The following is a 16978-nucleotide window of genomic DNA, read 5'->3' on the forward strand; positions in this document are numbered from 1 at the left end:
GCCATAAGCGGAACAGATCAAGCGGACCACGACCCATGACCACCGACACCATCGCCGGCATCCCCCGCCCCCGCCTCGCCGCCATCGCCACGCGCGAGGCGGAACGCTACGCCGCCTCCCGCCCCAAGGCGGCCGAGGCTCTGGCAAAAGGCGCAGGAAACTACCTTGGCGGCGTGCCCATGCACTGGATGGCCGACTGGCCCATGCCCCACCTGCCGCTGGTGGCCAAGGCGCAGGGCGCGAAACTGACCGATATCGACGGCCACCGCATCGACGACTTCTGCCTTGGCGATACAGGCTCCATGTTCGGCCACTCCCCCGCGCCCGTGGCAAAGGCGATCAAGGCGCAGGCAGGCCGCGGCCTTACCTACATGCTCCCCACCGAAGCCGCGATGGAGGCGGGTCGTCTGCTGACCCAACGCTTCGGCGCCTTCCGCTGGCAGATCGCCACCACCGCCACCGACGCCAACCGCTTCTCGCTGCGCGTCGCCCGCGCGGTGACGGGGCGGCCCAAGGTGCTGGTGTTCAACGGCTGCTATCACGGCACGCTGGATGACACGATGGTGGAACTGGTGAACGGCACCCCCGCCAACCGCGCAGGGCTGGTCGGACAGGTGCAGGACCTCACCCGCGCCGCCACCGTGGCCGAATTCAACGACCTCGCAGGGGTCGAGGCGCTGCTGAAACAGGGCGACGTCGCCGCCATCCTGACCGAACCCGTGATGACCAATTCCTGCATGGTCCTGCCCGCCGAAGGCTTCCACGCGGGCCTCCGGGCGCTGGCCACGCAATACGGCGCGCTCCTCATCATCGACGAAACCCATACCATCTCCTCCGGCCTCGGCGGCTATACCGCCGTCCATGGCCTCGACCCCGACATGTTCGTCGTCGGCAAATGCGTCGCGGGCGGGATGCCCACCGCCGTCTGGGGGATGCGCCAATCCGTGGCCGACCGCTTCGCCGCCTATGACGAAACGCGCGAATCCGGCCATTCGGGCATGGGCACCACGCTGTCGGCCAACCCGATGCAATTCGCCTGCCTCACCGCCACCCTGCGCGACGTGATGACGCCCGAAAACTACGCCCATATGGAGGCGGGCGCGAACCGCCTCGCCACCGGCCTCGCCGCCGCGATCACCCGCCACGGCGCGCCATGGCACGTCGTCCGCGTCGGCGCGCGGGTGGAATTCATCTGCGCCCCCGGCCCCCTGAAGAACGGCACAGAGGCCCACGCCGCCCACCAGCCGCAGGTCGAGGCCGCGGTCCACACCGCCCTTCTCAACCGCGGCTGCCTCATCGCGCCCTTCCACAACATGATGCTGATCAGCCCCGCCACCACCGACCGCCAGATCGACCGCCTGATCGGCGCCTTCGACGCGATCCTCACCGACCTGTTCCCGAGCGACCAATGACCCAACGCAGCCCCTCCGGCTCCACCCGCGCCGAGGCCGAAGCCTTCCTCGCCGCCCATCCCGAAATCGAAGCCTTCGACATCGTCCTGCACGATTCGAACGGGATCGGGCGCGGCAAGATCATCCGCCGCCATGAACTCCTGTCGATCTACGACAATGGCCGCCACCTGCCCATCTCCATCCTCGGTCTGGATATCTGCGGCGAGGATGTGCACGAAACCGGCCTCATCTGGGATCAGGGCGACGGCGACCTGCGCGCATGGCCCATCCCCGGCAGCCTCATCCCGCTCCACGCCACCCGCCCCGCGCGGGGGGAACTCCTGCTGTCGATGTACGACCTCGACGGCAACCCCATGACGTCAGACCCCCGCCACGCCCTGCAACGGCAGGTTGACGCGCTGGCTGCCGAAGGCCTCTACCCCGCAGGCGCGTTCGAGCTGGAATTCTTCCTTCTCTCCAACGACCGCGGCCCCGACGGCAAGGTGCAACCCGCCCGCGACGTGCTCGACGGCCGCGGCTCCCACAAGACCGAGGTCTATTCCGTCGACCACCTGCACGGAATGCTGCCGCTCTTCAGCGACATCTACGCCGCCGCCGACAAGGCCGGGATCAAAGCCGAGACGATGATCTCGGAATACGCCCCCGGCCAATATGAACTGACCCTGCACTACCGCACCGACGTGATGCAGGCCGCCGATGACCTGATGCGCCTGAAACGCATCGTCCGCCTGCAGGCCCGCCAGCACGGCGTCACCGCCTGCTTCATGGCCAAACCGGTGGAGGATTACGCCGGATCGGGGATGCATTTCCACGTCTCCCTGATGGACAGCGCGGGAAAGAACGTCTTTGTCGAGGAAACCGAAGGCAACTGGAACCCCACCCTCCTGCATGCCCTTGGCGGATTGCGGGCGACGATGGGGGAATCCATGCTCGTCTTCGCCCCGCATGCCAATTCATGGCGGCGCTTTGCGGCGCAAAGCTATGCCCCCGTCAGCCCGACATGGGGCGTCAACAACCGCTCCGTCGCCCTCCGCATCCCTGCGGGCGACATCCGCGCGCGCCGCATCGAACACCGCCCCGCCGGCGTGGATGCCAACCCCTACCTCGTGGCGACCACCGTCCTTGCGGGCATCCGTCACGGGCTGCGCCACCGCATCGACCCCGGCCCGGAAACCACCGGCAACGGCTACGCCGAGGCACAGGATGCCCCCCCGATCCCCGTCGACTGGCGCTCTGCCATCGCGGCAGCCCAAGCCTCGGCTTTCCTCAAGGATGCGCTGGGCGCGGACATGCACCGCACCTTCACCGCCATCAAGGCCGCCGAATATGCCCGCGTCGCCCGCACGGTCAGCGAGGTCGACTACGACCTCTACCTCCACACCGTCTGACGCCTATCGCGCACGGCCCCTGATCATCCGCGTCAGGGTGCCGTCGCCCTCCATCTCGCGCTTCAGCGCCGCCGCCATGTGCAGAGCGATCACCGCCATCAGCACCTTGCCCAGCACGTCATGCAGCGCGAATCCCCGCTCCTCCCACAGGGCAGAGACTGGCGCGATCGCGGGCACGACCCAGCGGTCGAAGACCATCACCTCGATCCCCGTGGCCGAACTCGCCCCCCAGCCAGACAGCGGTATGGCGAACATCAGCGCATAGATGCCCCGATGCACCCACCGCGCCAGCACCGCCTGCCACCCGCCCCCCATCGGCCGCGGCGGGGGCGAGATCACATGCCACACCACCCGCACCACCATCAGCCCCAGCGTCACCAGACCCAGCGACTTGTGCAGCGAATAAAGCCACAGATTGGCCAGCCCCGGCTCCATGCTGGAAATCCGCAACCCCAGCGACAGCATCACCAGCACCATCAGCGCGACCGCCCAATGCAGCGCCCGCGACACGATGCCGAAACTCTCCGCCCCGTTGTGCCACATCATTCCGACTGCGCGATCCGCGCGAGGATCACCAGCCTCACCTCGTCGCCCACCATGTCGCTCCACCCCGTCGCCCCGTAATCCGACCGCTGCACCGCCCCCGTCAGCCGCACCGTCAACTGCCGCAGATCACCCGCGACCGTGCCCTTCTGCCGGTAGATTTCCGCCTTCAACACCACGGGCCGCGTCACACCGCGGATGGTCAACTCCCCCTCCACCCGCGCGGCATCGCCTTCCGTCCGCACAGAGGTAGAGCGGAAGGACATCTCGGGAAAGGCCACCGCATCCAGAACCTTCGGCCCCTTCATCGCCTGCGCGGCAAAGGGAAAGGACGCCTGCGCCCCCGCCACATCCAGCGCGACGGCGATGCGGCAATTCTCCACGCGGTCGAAATCGATCACCAGATCGGCCGATTTCACCGGCATGGCACCGGTGATCAGATCGGGTCCGAAATCCGTCTCGAACCCCACGACGGATTCCGCGGGTTCAAGCACATAGGGAACGGGCTTTGCCGCCACCGGCAGCGCGGACCACAGGCTCAGGATCAGAACAGGCAGCAGGACGCGACGCATGGCTGGACCTCCGCTTTCGCAGACAGCCTAGCAGAAAGACGCGCATCGCGCGTGCAGCTTTGCGTGAACGGACGGGGCAGCTGCCCCTAGACCGCTGCCCCCTGCCCCGCGACCCCCGCCTCCTCCTCGCGCGGGCCGGGCATCAGCGGATGGGGAACAGGGTCCTTGGCGCGGAACAGATGCGCGCGGAAGATGTCGAGGTATGAGCGGTAGACATACCCCTCGTTCCGGCGCAGGTAATGGTCGCGGTTTGCGGCATAAAGCGCGGGCAGGCGGTACCACGGCACGGCGGGATGCATGTGATGGACCACATGCAGGTTGTTGTTCAGAAACAGCAGTGCCAGCGGGCCCCGATCCTCGATCACCACCGTCCGCGCCCGCGCCGCCTCATGCGCGCGATGCTCCAGATAGGTGCGTATCTTCAACAGACCGTGCCCGATCCACGCCGCCAGCAGATAGGCCCACCACGGCATCGCCGCCACCCACAGCCACGCCACCACCGGCACCAGCCCCGCCAGATGCAGCGCCCAATCCCGCCGCACCCCCGCCGCTCCGGCGCGCAGAAGCTTGGCCTCCGTCAGCAGCCACAGGATGTTGCCCAGCACCGGCCCCAGCGTGACCCGCCCGAACAGCGTGTTGTTGAACCGGTAGAACGGCTTGATCCAGACCGGCACCCGCGCCCAGACCACGGGGTCCAGATAGTTGGATTCCGGATCGTCATAGGGATCGGTCAGGATCGGATCGTGATGATGCGCCAGATGCGTGTCGCGGAACCGCCCGTAAGGCACCGTCAGCGCCAGCGCCGGAAAGGCCAGCGCCTCGTTCAGCCGCCGCGACCGAAAGGGATGGCCATGCAGGATCTCGTGCTGCAAGGACGAGAACTGCGCCACGGCCACCCCCGCCGCCACGATCCCCAGCACGGGATGGACCGCATAGCCCTGCGTCGTCGCCCATCCCCAGACCGCAAAGGTCGCCACCAGCAAAATCAGCGTGGGCCATTCCACGGCAGGGGTCGTCATGTCGGCTTGGCGCAAGATAGGTCCCGGATGTAGCTTTGTTTCGTTTTTCCAGATTACCATCTGAACGAAGCGGACAGAATTCGGAAGATACGAAACGAAAATTCACGTATGGTGTATAAAATCACCAAAGGTGACAAAATGGACAAACGCGACCGCGCCGACCTCTTCCGCTCCCGCCTGGCCGAGGCGATGGCGACCCGCGCCATCACCCGCGCCGCCCTTGCCCGCGCCGTCGGGGTGGACCGCTCCACCCTCTCGCAACTCCTCGCGCCCGGCACGCGCCTGCCCAATGCCCAGCTTGCCGCCGATGTGGCGCAGGCGCTCGGCATCTCGGCCGACTGGCTTCTGGGCCTGACCGGTCGCCCCGAACCCGTGGCCGACCTCCTCGCCACCAGCCTGACCGTGACCGAAGCCCCCCGCGCCCTGATCGACGAGACGATCTTCGCATGGCACCGCGAGGCGGCGGGCTACAAGATCCGCCACGTCCCCGCGACCCTGCCCGACATGCTCAAGACCCGCGCGGTCATGGAATGGGAATACCGCCCGCAACTGGGCCGCACCGCCGAACAGGCCATCGGCGCCTCCGAGGACCGGCTGCAATGGATGCGCCAGTCCCGCTCGGATTACGAAATCGCCCTGCCGCTCCATGAACTCGCCGCCTTCGCCGGCGGCACCGGCTATTACGACGGCCTCCCCCCCGACATCCGCGCCGAACAGCTCGACCGCCTGATCCAGCTCACCGACCAGCTCTATCCCGCGCTGCGGCTTTACCTCTTCGACGCGCGGCGGGTCTTTTCCGCCCCCGTCACCATTTTCGGCCCGCTTCTGGCCGTCATCTACCTCGGCCGCCACTACCTCGCCTTCCGCGACTCGGTCAGGGTGCAACAGCTCAGCCAGCATTTCGACTGGCTGGTGAAAGAGGCGGCCTTTTCCGCCCGCGACGTGCCCGCCCACCTGCGCACCCTGCGCGCACGGGTGGCCTGACCCGACCGCTCACATCAGCCCGCGCCGCAACAGGTTCAGCCCCATCACCACCAGCACCACCATGGTCCAGCGCCGGAACCGCGCCTGATCCAGCCGGTCCTGCGCCCGATAGCCCGCCACCATCCCCATCTGCGCCGGCACGCACAGCGCCGCCGAAAAGGCCAGCGTGCCCGCATCCATCACCCCCGTCTCCAGATGCGACGCCAGCAGGACCACCGCCCCCAGCAGGAAGGCCACGCCCAGCGCGCGCACCATCTCGACCTTCCCCACCCCCGTGGATGCCAGATAGACCAGCATTGGCGGACCCCAGACCCCCGAAAACCCGCCGTAAAGCCCCCCCAGCGCGCCCAGCCCCCATTCCGCGCCCCGCCGGTGCTCCAGCCGCAGGACCAGCGGCACCCCCGCCAACTGGCTTGTCGCATAGGCCGTGATCGGCAGGCCCAGCGCCACGAACAGCACCGCCACCGGAACCTCCGCCATCATCTGCGCCGACAGTGCGATCCCCACGACCATCGCCGTCAGGAACCGCCAATAGGTCCGCGTCGTGCCGACCGCCTCGCCCCAGCCCTGCCGCAGCGCCTGACTGACATTGGTCACCAGCGTCGGCAGCACCAGCCCCGCCAGCGCCTGCTCGGGCGGCATGAAGGACGACAGGGCCGAAATCATGATCATCGGCATGGCGAACCCCACCGCCCCCTTCACGAAGCCCGCCACCGCCGCCACGACCAGCGCCACCGCGAACATTGCCGGATCAAGCCCCGCCATCATGCTGTCCATCGCCACCCTCCGTTCCGCCGCGACGATGCCGCCGCCACCACGCAAAGGAAAGGGGCGACTCGCCCCGACAAAGCTTGGTAAACGGTAAAGCCGCAGCCCGAAGCGTGCTGACAGCCTGCGGTACAACCGTCGGCACAACCGCCGGTACCACCCCGAACCGGCCCGTCCCGCCAATTAACACAGCGCACAAAGGCACTTGGCCCGCTTCCACCACCCCCGCACCCCGCATCCCGCAAATTCCGCTGCGACATTTTCCTTCACTTGATCTTTTCAGCGCGAAATTAAGTTGCTCTGCGACTGCAAACATCCTACCTATCTCGCAACCGCAGAATAAGCCCTGAAGGTGTCCACCATGCCCCATGACGGCCAGCCGATGACGACCTCGCCCCTCCTCGCAGATATCCTCGGCCTCACCGCCGCCGCCCTGCCCGAGGTGGAGGCGATCTTCACCCAAGCCCGCGAAAACCTTCGCGAAATGGTCACCGTCGCGGGCAAGGTCTCGGGTCAGGCGCTGGAAGAACACCAGTATGCCGCCCATGCGCTGGCATGGCTTGCGACCTACACCGAATCCCTGCGCCAGATGCAGGCATGGGCGCAACGCCTCGACACCGCGGGCCAGTTCTCGGAAATGGAGGCGCTGCTCCTCCAGATCGCCTATGGCGAATACCTCAACCAGATCCACGGCGGCATTCCCATGAGCCAGGGGGAGGTCGCGCGCTTGCAGGAACTCGACCTCTCTCCGGCCCAGCCCGGCGCGGCGGCGGTCACCCTCATGGCCCGAGGCAACACCGCCGCCGCCCGCACCCGCCTTGTGGCACTCATGCGCGATAACCACGGCCGCGCCACCTTCGGCGCGACGGGTCTGGACGAAGAGCTGGAAATGATCCGCGACCAGTTCCGCCGCTTTGCCGACGAAAAGGTCACGCCCCACGCGCATGAATGGCACCTGAAGGATGAACTCATCCCGATGGAGATCATCGACGCGCTGGCCGAAATGGGCGTCTTCGGCCTGACCATCCCCGAAGAGTTCGGCGGCTTCGGCCTGTCCAAGGCCTCCATGGTCGTGGTGTCCGAAGAACTCTCGCGCGGCTATATCGGCGTGGGCTCGCTCGGCACGCGCAGCGAAATCGCCGCCGAACTGATCCTCTGCGGCGGCACGCCCGAACAGAAGGCAAAGTGGCTGCCGAAACTCGCCTCTGGCGAGATCCTGCCCACCGCCGTCTTCACCGAACCGAATACCGGCTCCGACCTCGGCTCGCTTCGCACCCGCGCGCGGCGCGATGGCGACGATTGGGTCGTGAACGGCAACAAGACATGGATCACCCACGCCGCCCGCACCCATGTGATGACGGTCCTTGCCCGCACCGTCGACGGCACGACCGACTATCGCGGCCTGTCCATGTTCCTCGCCGAAAAGACCCCCGGCACGGATGAGACGCCCTTCGTCGACCCCGGCCTTTCGGGTGGCGAGATCGAAGTCCTCGGCTATCGCGGGATGAAGGAATACACCGTCAACTTCGACGATTTCCGCGTCAAAGGCGAAAACCTTCTGGGCGGCGTCGAAGGGCAGGGCTTCAAGCAACTGATGCAGACCTTCGAATCCGCCCGCATCCAGACCGCCGCCCGCGCCGTGGGCGTGGCGCAATCGGCGCTGGAAGTCGGCATGAAATACGCCGAAGACCGCAAGCAATTCGGCAAATCCCTGATCGAATTCCCCCGCGTCGCCGGCAAACTGGCGATGATGGCGGTGGAGATCATGGTCGCGCGCCAGCTCACCTATTTCTCGGCCTGGCAAAAGGACAATGACAAGCGCTGCGACCTCGAGGCCGGCATGGCCAAGCTTCTGGGCGCCCGCGTGGCATGGGCATCCGCCGACAACGCGCTGCAGATCCACGGCGGCAACGGCTTTGCGCTGGAATACCAGATCAGCCGCATCCTCTGCGACGCGCGTATCCTGAACATCTTCGAAGGGGCGGCAGAGATTCAGGCGCAGGTCATCGCGCGGCGTCTGCTGGATTGATTAACCCCGCCCTGTCAGGGTGACGGATGAAACGCGGACCGCGCAATCGGCCCGCGTTTTTTCATGCCCCACAGCGCCCGCCGCTGTAACACTTTCCTAACAAAAGCGATTTCTGCCGCAGAAATCGCTCCGTTTTCTGCACGCAGAAAACGGCCCCTGACCATCGTCTCCCACCGATTTCTGCGTGCAGAAATCGCCGCGAAATCTGCGTCAGATTTCGCCTGCGCCACGCCCCCCATGCGACGGCCTCACCGTCCCCAACCGCGGATGCAACCGCGACGCCACCCCGAACGCCCCCAGCATCCCCGCCCCCGTCACCGCGAAGAACGCCGCCAGCGGCGCCCCGAAGGGCACCAGCACGGCCCAGGCCGCAGCAGGGGTCACGATGCCGCTGACATCGCGGAAACTGGAATAGACCGCCGACATCTCGGTCCGCTCCGACGGCTTCACCGCCATCAGGAAGGGCAACCCCCCCACCACATCCAGCAGGACAAGGAACACCGACGCCGCCATCATCGCCAGCACCGCCAGCCAAGGCAGCGGCGCGAACAAGGCGCTGATCACAAAGCACAAACCGCACAGCCCAAAGGCCACCCGCACCGCCCGCCTGACCGATGTCCGCCGCGCGAAACGCAGCATGACGGGCGAGATGAACAGCAGCGCATTGGAAACCGACAGCGCCACGCCCCCCACCTTGTTGCCCAAGCCCGCCTCGATGCAGAAGATCGGCAGATAGACGACATAGACCCACCACCCGCTCGACCGCATCACGGCGAACATCCACCCCGCGATCAGCCGCGGCTGCCGGAAGAACCGCCCCAGATAGGCCAGCGGGTTCAGCGCCGGCCCCTTCGCCCGCTGGATCTGCTTGCCATTGCCCAGCCGCAGCACCCAGAACACCGCCAGCAACAGCACCGCGAATGCCCCCGCCAGCAGGAAGGGCGCAGGCTCCCACCAGTCATGCAGCCAGACCCCCGTCATCGGCCCCACCGCCCATGGCCCCGCCGCATAGACCATCTGCGTCGACTGGCTCCGCCCCAGATCGCTGCGGTCGATGTAATCCAGCACATAGGCGTTGAAGCAGACGAAGGTCGTCGCCGTCGCCGCCGACAGGCACATCAGCGCAAAAGGCACCAGCACCGCACTGCCCGAAATCGCCAGCCCCATCCCCACCAGATAGAGCAGACAGCCCGCCGTATACATCCACCGCCGCGGCAGATGCCGCGTGAACCACGGCACCATCAACCCCCAGCACAGAGCGACAATCCCCGCCCAGAAATAGGTGGACGACGTCGCCTCGGCGCTGCCCAGCGCGTCATAGACGACCAGAGGCATGGCCGAGATCAGCGTGCCCCGCACGCTCGCCTCGATCCCCGCCAGCAGGGCAAAGTTCTGCACCTTGGGCGTGGGCGAATGGCGCAGGAAAAGGGGAAGGTATCGCGTGGCCATTCCCCGATTGCACAACCCTTGGGCAACCGCGTCTGTGACAGCCGCGACAGCAGGGGTCGCGAACGGACTCCGCTCAGCCCCGCAATTCCCCCGTCACGTTCACGGGCCCCACCGACCCGCGCAGGATCGCGCGATAGATCACAAGGCTCTCGGTCACGCGCATCACATAGGTCCGCGTCTCGGTGAAGGGGATCATCTCGACCCAGTCCACCACATCCACCGCCGGATCGCGCGGATCGCCGAACAGCCCGATCCACCGCTTGGGCCGCCCCGGCCCGGCATTGTAGCCCGACGCGACCAGCGCGACCGAAGGCCCGAATTGTTCAACCAGTTGCGCCAGATAGCCCGTCCCGATCCGCACGTTATAGGCCGGATCGTTCAACTTTCCGGCGTCATAGGACAGCCCCACACGCGGCGCCACCAGCTTGGCCGTGGACGGCAGCACCTGCATCAACCCCCGCGCATCCGCCGCCGACCGCGCCGCGGGGTCGAACTCCGACTCCCGCCGCGAAATCGCCAAGGCCAGCGCGCGGCTGACCGCCAGCCCCTCGCCCGGCACGAAACCCGGCACAGGGTAATAGGCGCGCGGCAGGATGATCCCCCGCTCCGCCGCCTGCTTGGCCACCAGAACCGCGATATGCGGCTCGTCCATCTGCAGGGCCAGATCGGCCAGCTGGTCCAGCTCCCGCCCGTCCAGACTTTCCGCCAGATGCAGGAAGAACCGCTTGGCCAGCGTCCGGTCCCCAGCCCGTGACAGCATCATCGCCGCCTCCAGCACGGAGGACTGGGCAAACCGCGCCCCCCGCCAATCCGCAGGCCGCGCATCAGACAGAAGCGACGGGTCCAGCGATTGCCCCAAGGCCTCGGCCGCCAGCAGCCCGTAATAGGCGGTGTGGTGCTTCGCCGCCTCCTGCAACTCGGCCGTGCCACCCGCACGGTCCCCCGCCGCCAGAAGCGCCCGCCCCGCCCAGTAATGCGCCCGCGCGACAGAGATGGGCGTCGCCACGCCCGCGCGCAGGTTGCGGAAATGGCGCAGCGCCGTCTCCGCATCGCCCAGTTTCCGCAGCGCGATGAAGCCTGCCAGAAACTCCAGATCGGCGTAGTCGCTGCCCTCGCTCAGGAAATGCGACGCCGCCACGCGATAGGCCACCTTGGGCTTCTCCGCCCGCAGAAGCGACCGCGCCAGCGCCGCCCGCCGGTCCGCCCACATCGCCGGATCGCCAAGGCTCGCCGCACTTTGCGACTGCGCGACCACCAGTTCCGCCGCATCGTCGTCGCGGTCCCGCCGGAACCGCCAGTCGAACCGCTCATAGGCCAGCCCGGGATCGCCCTGCAACGCCGCAGGCACCCGCTCGATCAGCGCATTCACCCCGTCCGCATCCGCCCGCAGCGCCATCCGCGCCTGCGCCAGCGCCTGCCACCCCGCCCCCACGCGCGGCAGCATCCGCTTGGCCTCGGCCACGCGGTTCTGCCACAAGAGACGGTCCAGCCGCACCTCATGCGCGACCTTCAACGCCTCGCCATAAAGGCCAAGTATTTCAGCCTCTTCCTCCGGCCCGAAGGGCAGTTCGGTCCAGGCCCGGAACGCCTCGGCCTCCGCCGCCTCGCCCCGCCCCAGCGCCCGCAGCGCGTTGATCAGCGCGAGCGACCCCTCCGCCGTCTCCGGCAAGCCGCCCCCGAAATAGGCCACGACGCGGCTTGGATCGGTGGACCGCGCCACCGCCTCCTCGCCCTTCTCCTTCAACAGCGGCATCCCCGGCCAGTCGGCCCGCCGCGCCAGAAAATCCTCGTATTCACCCAGCCGCCCGTCACCGGCCCGCAAGCGCTGCCATTCGATGATGTCGGCGGCCACCTGACCGCCGCCCTGCGCCGCAGCCGCAGCCCCGGCCCAGTCGCCCGCCGCCGCGCGATCCTGCGCCGCGCGCAGCGCGCCCGCCGCATCGGCCATGGCCCCCGCAGGAACCGCCACCAGAAATGCCGAAAAAAGCCACCCGAAGGTGCGCGTCCTTGCCATCGCTCTGCCCGATCATCTTTTGATTTTTAGTGATCCTTGACGCCAATCCTGCCCCAGCCCGCCCCGCCCCGCAACCCACAAGCACGTCATCGCCTGCCCCACTTGGCAAGCCTTTGCCACAAGGCTAGGAAGGGCGCGTTTGCAACGGGGCGGTCCTCGCCCGAAACCAAAGGAAGCGTTCCATGATCAAAGGGTCCATTCCCGCGCTGGTGACGCCGTTCAGGAACGGCGAAGTCGATCTGGATACGCTGAAGAAACTTGTCGACTGGCAGATCGAAAGCGGCTCCACCGGCCTTGTCCCCGTGGGCACGACGGGCGAAAGCCCCACGCTCAGCCACGAAGAACACGAGGCGGTCGTCGAGGCGGTCGTGAAATTCGCCGCCGGTCGCGTGCCGGTGATCGCGGGCGCGGGGTCGAACAACACCGTCGAAGGCATCCGCCTGATCCAGCACGCCGAACGCGTCGGCGCCGATGCCGCGCTGGTCGTCACGCCCTATTACAACAAGCCCACGCAGGCAGGGCTTATCGCCCATTACACCGCGCTGCACGACTGCTGCACGCTGCCCATCGTGATCTACAACATCCCCGGCCGGTCGGTCGTGGACATGACGCCCGAAACCATGGGCAAACTGGCGCAACTCCCCCGCATCATCGGGGTCAAGGACGCCACCGGCAAGATCGAGCGTGTCTCGATGCAGCGCGCCTCCTGCGGGCCGGACTTCATCCAGCTGTCGGGCGAAGATGCCACCGCCTTGGGCTTCAACGCCCATGGCGGGGTCGGCTGCATCTCGGTCACCGCCAACGTGGCGCCGAAGCTCTGCGCCGAATTCCAGGCCGCCACGCTGGCAGGCGACTACCGCAAGGCGCTGGAATACCAGGACCGCCTGATGCCCCTGCACGAGGCGATCTTCCTTGAACCCGGCCTTGCGGGCGCGAAATACGGCCTCTCGCTCCTTGGCCGCTGCACCGAGGACGTGCGCCTGCCGCTGGTGGGCCTGACCGACGCCACCAAAGCCCGCATCCAGGCCGCGATGGAACACGCAGGCATCCTGTGACGCCGAAGGCCCCGCGCAGCACCAACCTGCGCGGGTCGCTCTGGATGGTCGCCGCCATGGCGGGCTTCGCGGTCGAGGATATGTTCCTCAAGGCCGCAACCGCCCATATCCCCCTTGGTCAGGCCCTGCTGATCTTCGGCCTGACGGGCGCGGCCTTCTTCGCCCTCCTGACCAAACGCGCGGGCGAAACCCTCCTCCACCCCGCGCTCCTGTCCCGCCCCCTCCTCATCCGGTCCTCCTTCGAGGTGGCGGGTCGCCTCTTCTACTCCCTCGCCATCGCGCTGACGCCCCTTTCCACCGCCTCCGCCATCCTGCAGGCCACCCCCCTCGTCGTCGTCGCGGGCGCGGCGCTCCTGTTCGGGGAACGCGTCGGCTGGCGCCGCTGGACCGCCATCGCCACGGGCTTCGCGGGCGTCCTGCTGATCCTGCGGCCGGGCGTGGAAGGCTTCACCCTCCTCTCCCTCGTCACCGTGGCAGGGATGATCGGCTTTGCAGGCCGCGACCTTGCCACCCGCGCCGCGCCCCCCGCGCTGTCCAACCGCCAACTGGGCCTTATCGGCATGACCATGCTCGCCCTCGCCGGTGCCGTGATCCTGACCGTCACGGGCGGCGCGCGCCTTCCCGACGCCACCGCCACGGCCCAGATCGCCGCCATGACCGCCTGCGGCATCTTCGCCTACAACGCGCTCACCATCGCCATGCGGACGGGCGAGGTTTCCGTCGTCACCCCCTTCCGCTACACCCGCCTCGTCTTCGCGATGATCCTCGGCACCCTCGTCTTCCACGAACGCACCGACGCGCTGACGCTGGCCGGTTCCGCCCTCATCGTCGCCTCCGGCCTCTACACCCTCACCCGATCGCGCCGCCGCTGAACTGGACTCCGCGCGCCCCATCGCCTATCTCGGGCGGACCATGGCCCAGAAATCCGACCCCAACTCCAAACTCATCGCGGAAAACCGCCGCGCCCGCTTCGACTACCACATCGAAAGCGATCTGGAGGCAGGCATCATCCTGCAAGGGTCCGAGGTCAAAAGCCTGCGTCAGGGCGGGTCGAACATCGCCGAAAGCTATGCCTCGGTCGAAGGCGGGGAACTCTGGCTCATCAACGGCTACATCGCCCCCTACCGCGAGGCGAAGACATGGGGCCACGAGGAACGCCGCCGCCGCAAATTGCTGGTGTCGAAAAAGGAACTCTCCCGCCTCTGGAACGCCACCGCGCGCGAGGGGATGACGATCGTTCCCATCAAGATGTATTTCAACGACCGCGGCATCGTGAAGATCAAGCTCGGCATCGCCAAGGGCAAGAAACTGGCCGACAAGCGCGAGACATCCGCGAAACGCGACTGGGACCGCGAAAAGGCCCGCCTCCTGAAGATGTCCAAGCGCGACTGAAGCATTTTCTGACGCAGAAAATGCACCGATTTCTGACGCAGAAATCGGTCCCCCCGCCGCAACGCCAGCCCCCCGTTTTCTGCGTGCAGAAAACGCCGCGATTTCTGCGTCAGAAATCGCCCCCCTGACCCCGCCCCACCCTTGCCACAAAGGCCCGATCCGGCTACTTGCCCCCTGACCGCAAGGCCGGAGGCCCCCGTGACCGACGATCCCAAGACCCTCGTTTCCACCGACTGGCTCGGCGCGCATCTGCGCGACCCCGACCTGCGTATCCTCGACGCCTCGTGGTACCTGCCCGATGCAGGCCGCGACCCCCGCGCCGAATACAACGCCGCCCACATCCCCGGCGCGCGCTTCTTCGACATCGACGAAATCTCGGACCAGCGCAGCGCCCTGCCCCACATGGCCCCGCCGACCGAGAAATTCATGTCCCGCATGCGCGCCATGGGCGTGGGCGACGGCCATCAGGTCGTGATCTACGACGGCGCGGGGCTCTTCTCCGCCGCCCGCGTCTGGTGGACCTTCCGCCTGATGGGCAAGACGGACGTGGCCGTCCTCGACGGCGGCTTTCCCAAATGGCGGGCCGAAGGGCGCGAGATCGAGGATCTCCCCCCCGTCGTCAAGGACCGCCACATGACCGTGTCGCGCCAGAACCATCTGGTGAAGGACGTCACCCAAGTGGCCCATTCCTCGAAACTGCGCGAGGCCGAAATCCTCGACGCCCGCTCCGCCGCCCGCTTCCGCGGCGAGGCGCCCGAACCCCGCGCCGGCCTGCGGTCAGGCCATATCCCGGGATCGAAGAACGTGCCCTTCGCCACGGTCCTGAACCCCGACGGCACGATGAAATCCGTCCCCGACCTGCGCGCCACATTCGAAGCCGCAGGCGTGGACCTGACAAAACCCGCCATCACCACCTGCGGCTCGGGCGTGACGGCGGCGGTGCTCTCGCTCGCACTGGAACGGATCGGCCACAGGAACCACAGCCTCTACGACGGCTCCTGGGCGGAATGGGGCATGTTCGACGACCTGCCCGTGGAAAAGGGATAAACCATGTTCGACCAGCTGAAGGCGCAGCCGCAGGACAAGATCCTGCAACTCATCGCCATGTATCGCGACGACCCGCGCACGACCAAGATCGACCTTGGCGTCGGCGTCTACAAGGACGCCACCGGCCTGACCCCCGTCATGCGCGCCGTCAAGGCCGCGGAAAAGAAGCTGTGGGAAACCGAGACGACCAAGACCTACACGGGTCTTGCGGGCGAACCGGCCTGTAACGCGGCCCTCTCCTCCATGATCCTCTGTGATGCCGTGGCCGCCGACCGCATCGCCTCCATCGCCACGCCGGGCGGCACGGGCGCGATCCGGCAGGCGCTGGAACTGATCCGCCTTGCCACCCCCGATGCCACCGTCTGGATTTCCAACCCGACATGGCCGAACCACCCGTCCATCATCAAATTCCTCGGGATGAAGATGGCCGAATACCGCTATTTCGACGCGGCCACGCGCGGCGTCGATTTCGCGGGGCTGATGGCCGACCTCGCCACGGTCAAGGCGGGCGATGTGGTGCTGCTGCATGGCTGCTGCCACAACCCCACCGGCGCGAACCTCGACGCCGCCCAGTGGGATCAGGTCATCGCGCTCCTCGCGCAGCGCGGCGCGATCCCGCTGGTGGACCTTGCCTATCAGGGCTTCGGTGACGGCCTCGACGCCGATGCCGCCGCCACGCGCAAGATCGCGGCGGCCTTCCCCGAAGTGCTGATCGCCGCCTCCTGCTCCAAGAATTTCGGCATCTACCGCGAACGCACCGGCATCCTGATCGGCATCGGCGCCGCTGCGGGCAAGGGCGTGCTGCAGGGCAACCTGAACTTCCTCAACCGCCAGAACTTCAGCTTCCCGCCCGACCACGGCGCGCGTCTGGTGACCATGATCCTCGAGGATGCGGCGCTCAAGGCCGACTGGATGGCGGAACTGGAAGAGGTGCGGCTCAACATGCTCACCCTGCGCCAGTCGCTGGCGGACGAGTTGCGCCGCGCCACCAACTCCGACCGCTTCGACTTCGTCGCCACCCATCGCGGCATGTTCAGCCGCCTCGGCCTGACCGAGGCGCAGGTGAACACCCTGCGCGAAGATTACGCGATCTACATGGTGGGCGACAGCCGCATCAACATCGCGGGCCTGAACGCCCGCACCGTCCCGATCCTCGCCGCCGCCATCGCGCAGGTCGCGGGCTGACAAGGCCCCGATCCTTCGCCAGAAGGATCGCCCCCAAGATTTTTCGCAGAAAAATCTTGCCCCGAAACGGAAACGGCCCGCAGGGAGAGTATCCTGCGGGCCGTTCTTCTTTGCGCGGCAG

General features: G+C 67.2%; 15 protein-coding genes. 9 read left to right on the forward strand and 6 right to left on the reverse strand.

The window, feature by feature from the left end; genetic code table 11:
* Window positions 1–35: 35 nt before the first annotated feature.
* Both GU927_RS06900 and GU927_RS06905 read left to right on the forward strand, forming a co-directional pair.
* Window positions 36–1412 (forward strand): aspartate aminotransferase family protein, encoded by a 1377-nt coding sequence (locus tag GU927_RS06900; RefSeq protein ID WP_161761616.1) that lies wholly within the window; start codon window positions 36–38, stop codon window positions 1410–1412.
* On the forward strand, window positions 1409–2800 hold the full coding sequence (locus GU927_RS06905) for a glutamine synthetase family protein (RefSeq protein WP_161761617.1): 1392 nt from the start codon (window positions 1409–1411) through the stop codon (window positions 2798–2800). The genes GU927_RS06900 and GU927_RS06905 overlap by 4 nt, the downstream gene beginning before the upstream one ends.
* Window positions 2801–2803: 3 nt before the next feature.
* Here the strand turns inward: GU927_RS06905 and GU927_RS06910 are convergent, their stop codons facing one another.
* From GU927_RS06910 to GU927_RS06920, 3 genes are all read right to left on the reverse strand, one after another.
* Window positions 2804–3346 carry a cytochrome b gene (locus GU927_RS06910; RefSeq protein ID WP_161761618.1) on the reverse strand — a complete coding sequence of 181 codons (543 nt, stop codon included), beginning with the start codon at window positions 3344–3346 and terminating at the stop codon, window positions 2804–2806.
* The gene (locus GU927_RS06915) at window positions 3343–3915 is read right to left on the reverse strand and encodes a YceI family protein (RefSeq protein WP_161761619.1); all 573 of its coding nucleotides are present in this window, start codon (window positions 3913–3915) and stop codon (window positions 3343–3345) included. The genes GU927_RS06910 and GU927_RS06915 overlap by 4 nt, the downstream gene beginning before the upstream one ends.
* 86 nt (window positions 3916–4001) lie before the next feature.
* Window positions 4002–4934, reverse strand: a complete 933-nt coding sequence (locus GU927_RS06920; RefSeq protein ID WP_161761620.1) for a fatty acid desaturase — start codon at window positions 4932–4934, stop codon at window positions 4002–4004.
* Window positions 4935–5072: 138 nt separating this feature from the next.
* On the opposite strand from GU927_RS06920, the gene GU927_RS06925 reads away from it, so the two are divergent.
* Window positions 5073–5918, forward strand: coding sequence for a helix-turn-helix domain-containing protein (locus GU927_RS06925; RefSeq protein WP_161761621.1), 846 nt, complete (start codon window positions 5073–5075; stop codon window positions 5916–5918).
* Between the two features lie 9 nt (window positions 5919–5927).
* On the opposite strand, the gene GU927_RS06930 is transcribed toward GU927_RS06925, so the two are convergent.
* Window positions 5928–6695, reverse strand: a complete 768-nt coding sequence (locus GU927_RS06930; protein WP_161761622.1) for a sulfite exporter TauE/SafE family protein — start codon at window positions 6693–6695, stop codon at window positions 5928–5930.
* A gap of 352 nt (window positions 6696–7047) precedes the next feature.
* On the opposite strand from GU927_RS06930, the gene GU927_RS06935 reads away from it, so the two are divergent.
* Window positions 7048–8715 carry an acyl-CoA dehydrogenase family protein gene (locus tag GU927_RS06935; protein WP_161761623.1) on the forward strand — a complete coding sequence of 556 codons (1668 nt, stop codon included), beginning with the start codon at window positions 7048–7050 and terminating at the stop codon, window positions 8713–8715.
* Between the two features lie 210 nt (window positions 8716–8925).
* Here the strand turns inward: GU927_RS06935 and GU927_RS06940 are convergent, their stop codons facing one another.
* Window positions 8926–10164 carry an MFS transporter gene (locus GU927_RS06940; protein ID WP_161761624.1) on the reverse strand — a complete coding sequence of 413 codons (1239 nt, stop codon included), beginning with the start codon at window positions 10162–10164 and terminating at the stop codon, window positions 8926–8928.
* Between the two features lie 73 nt (window positions 10165–10237).
* The gene (locus tag GU927_RS06945; protein ID WP_161761625.1) at window positions 10238–12178 is read right to left on the reverse strand and encodes a lytic transglycosylase domain-containing protein; all 1941 of its coding nucleotides are present in this window, start codon (window positions 12176–12178) and stop codon (window positions 10238–10240) included.
* Between the two features lie 182 nt (window positions 12179–12360).
* On the opposite strand from GU927_RS06945, the gene dapA reads away from it, so the two are divergent.
* From dapA to GU927_RS06970, 5 genes are all read left to right on the forward strand, one after another.
* Complete coding sequence (dapA, locus tag GU927_RS06950) at window positions 12361–13233, forward strand: 4-hydroxy-tetrahydrodipicolinate synthase (RefSeq protein WP_161761626.1); 873 nt, start codon at window positions 12361–12363, stop codon at window positions 13231–13233.
* The gene (locus tag GU927_RS06955; RefSeq protein WP_332838492.1) at window positions 13230–14105 is read left to right on the forward strand and encodes a DMT family transporter; all 876 of its coding nucleotides are present in this window, start codon (window positions 13230–13232) and stop codon (window positions 14103–14105) included. Before dapA ends, GU927_RS06955 begins: the two co-directional genes overlap by 4 nt.
* A 40-nt stretch (window positions 14106–14145) precedes the next feature.
* Entirely contained in the window at window positions 14146–14625 is a 480-nt protein-coding gene (gene smpB, locus GU927_RS06960) for an SsrA-binding protein SmpB (RefSeq protein ID WP_161761627.1), read from the forward strand.
* A 198-nt stretch (window positions 14626–14823) separates the two neighbouring features.
* Window positions 14824–15672 carry a 3-mercaptopyruvate sulfurtransferase gene (sseA, locus tag GU927_RS06965; protein WP_161761628.1) on the forward strand — a complete coding sequence of 283 codons (849 nt, stop codon included), beginning with the start codon at window positions 14824–14826 and terminating at the stop codon, window positions 15670–15672.
* Window positions 15673–15675: 3 nt separating this feature from the next.
* Window positions 15676–16857, forward strand: coding sequence for an amino acid aminotransferase (locus GU927_RS06970; protein ID WP_161761629.1), 1182 nt, complete (start codon window positions 15676–15678; stop codon window positions 16855–16857).
* Window positions 16858–16978 lie beyond the last annotated feature (121 nt).

Origin of the sequence: Paragemmobacter amnigenus, assembly GCF_009908265.2 — a bacterium.
Lineage (GTDB): Bacteria > Pseudomonadota > Alphaproteobacteria > Rhodobacterales > Rhodobacteraceae > Paragemmobacter > Paragemmobacter amnigenus.

What these genes read in the sequence shown, in the direction of transcription:
- GU927_RS06930 (WP_161761622.1), bottom strand. Translation starts at nt 6,695, where the DNA reads ATGGACAGCATGATGGCGGGGCTTGATCCGGCAATGTTCGCGGTGGCG.
- GU927_RS06945 (WP_161761625.1), bottom strand. Translation starts at nt 12,178, where the DNA reads ATGGCAAGGACGCGCACCTTCGGGTGGCTTTTTTCGGCATTTCTGGTG.
- GU927_RS06925 (WP_161761621.1), top strand. Translation starts at nt 5,073, where the DNA reads ATGGACAAACGCGACCGCGCCGACCTCTTCCGCTCCCGCCTGGCCGAG.
- GU927_RS06905 (WP_161761617.1), top strand. Translation starts at nt 1,409, where the DNA reads ATGACCCAACGCAGCCCCTCCGGCTCCACCCGCGCCGAGGCCGAAGCC.
- smpB (WP_161761627.1), top strand. Translation starts at nt 14,146, where the DNA reads ATGGCCCAGAAATCCGACCCCAACTCCAAACTCATCGCGGAAAACCGC.
- GU927_RS06910 (WP_161761618.1), bottom strand. Translation starts at nt 3,346, where the DNA reads ATGATGTGGCACAACGGGGCGGAGAGTTTCGGCATCGTGTCGCGGGCG.
- GU927_RS06970 (WP_161761629.1), top strand. Translation starts at nt 15,676, where the DNA reads ATGTTCGACCAGCTGAAGGCGCAGCCGCAGGACAAGATCCTGCAACTC.
- GU927_RS06915 (WP_161761619.1), bottom strand. Translation starts at nt 3,915, where the DNA reads ATGCGTCGCGTCCTGCTGCCTGTTCTGATCCTGAGCCTGTGGTCCGCG.
- GU927_RS06900 (WP_161761616.1), top strand. Translation starts at nt 36, where the DNA reads ATGACCACCGACACCATCGCCGGCATCCCCCGCCCCCGCCTCGCCGCC.
- dapA (WP_161761626.1), top strand. Translation starts at nt 12,361, where the DNA reads ATGATCAAAGGGTCCATTCCCGCGCTGGTGACGCCGTTCAGGAACGGC.
- GU927_RS06935 (WP_161761623.1), top strand. Translation starts at nt 7,048, where the DNA reads ATGCCCCATGACGGCCAGCCGATGACGACCTCGCCCCTCCTCGCAGAT.
- GU927_RS06920 (WP_161761620.1), bottom strand. Translation starts at nt 4,934, where the DNA reads ATGACGACCCCTGCCGTGGAATGGCCCACGCTGATTTTGCTGGTGGCG.
- GU927_RS06940 (WP_161761624.1), bottom strand. Translation starts at nt 10,164, where the DNA reads ATGGCCACGCGATACCTTCCCCTTTTCCTGCGCCATTCGCCCACGCCC.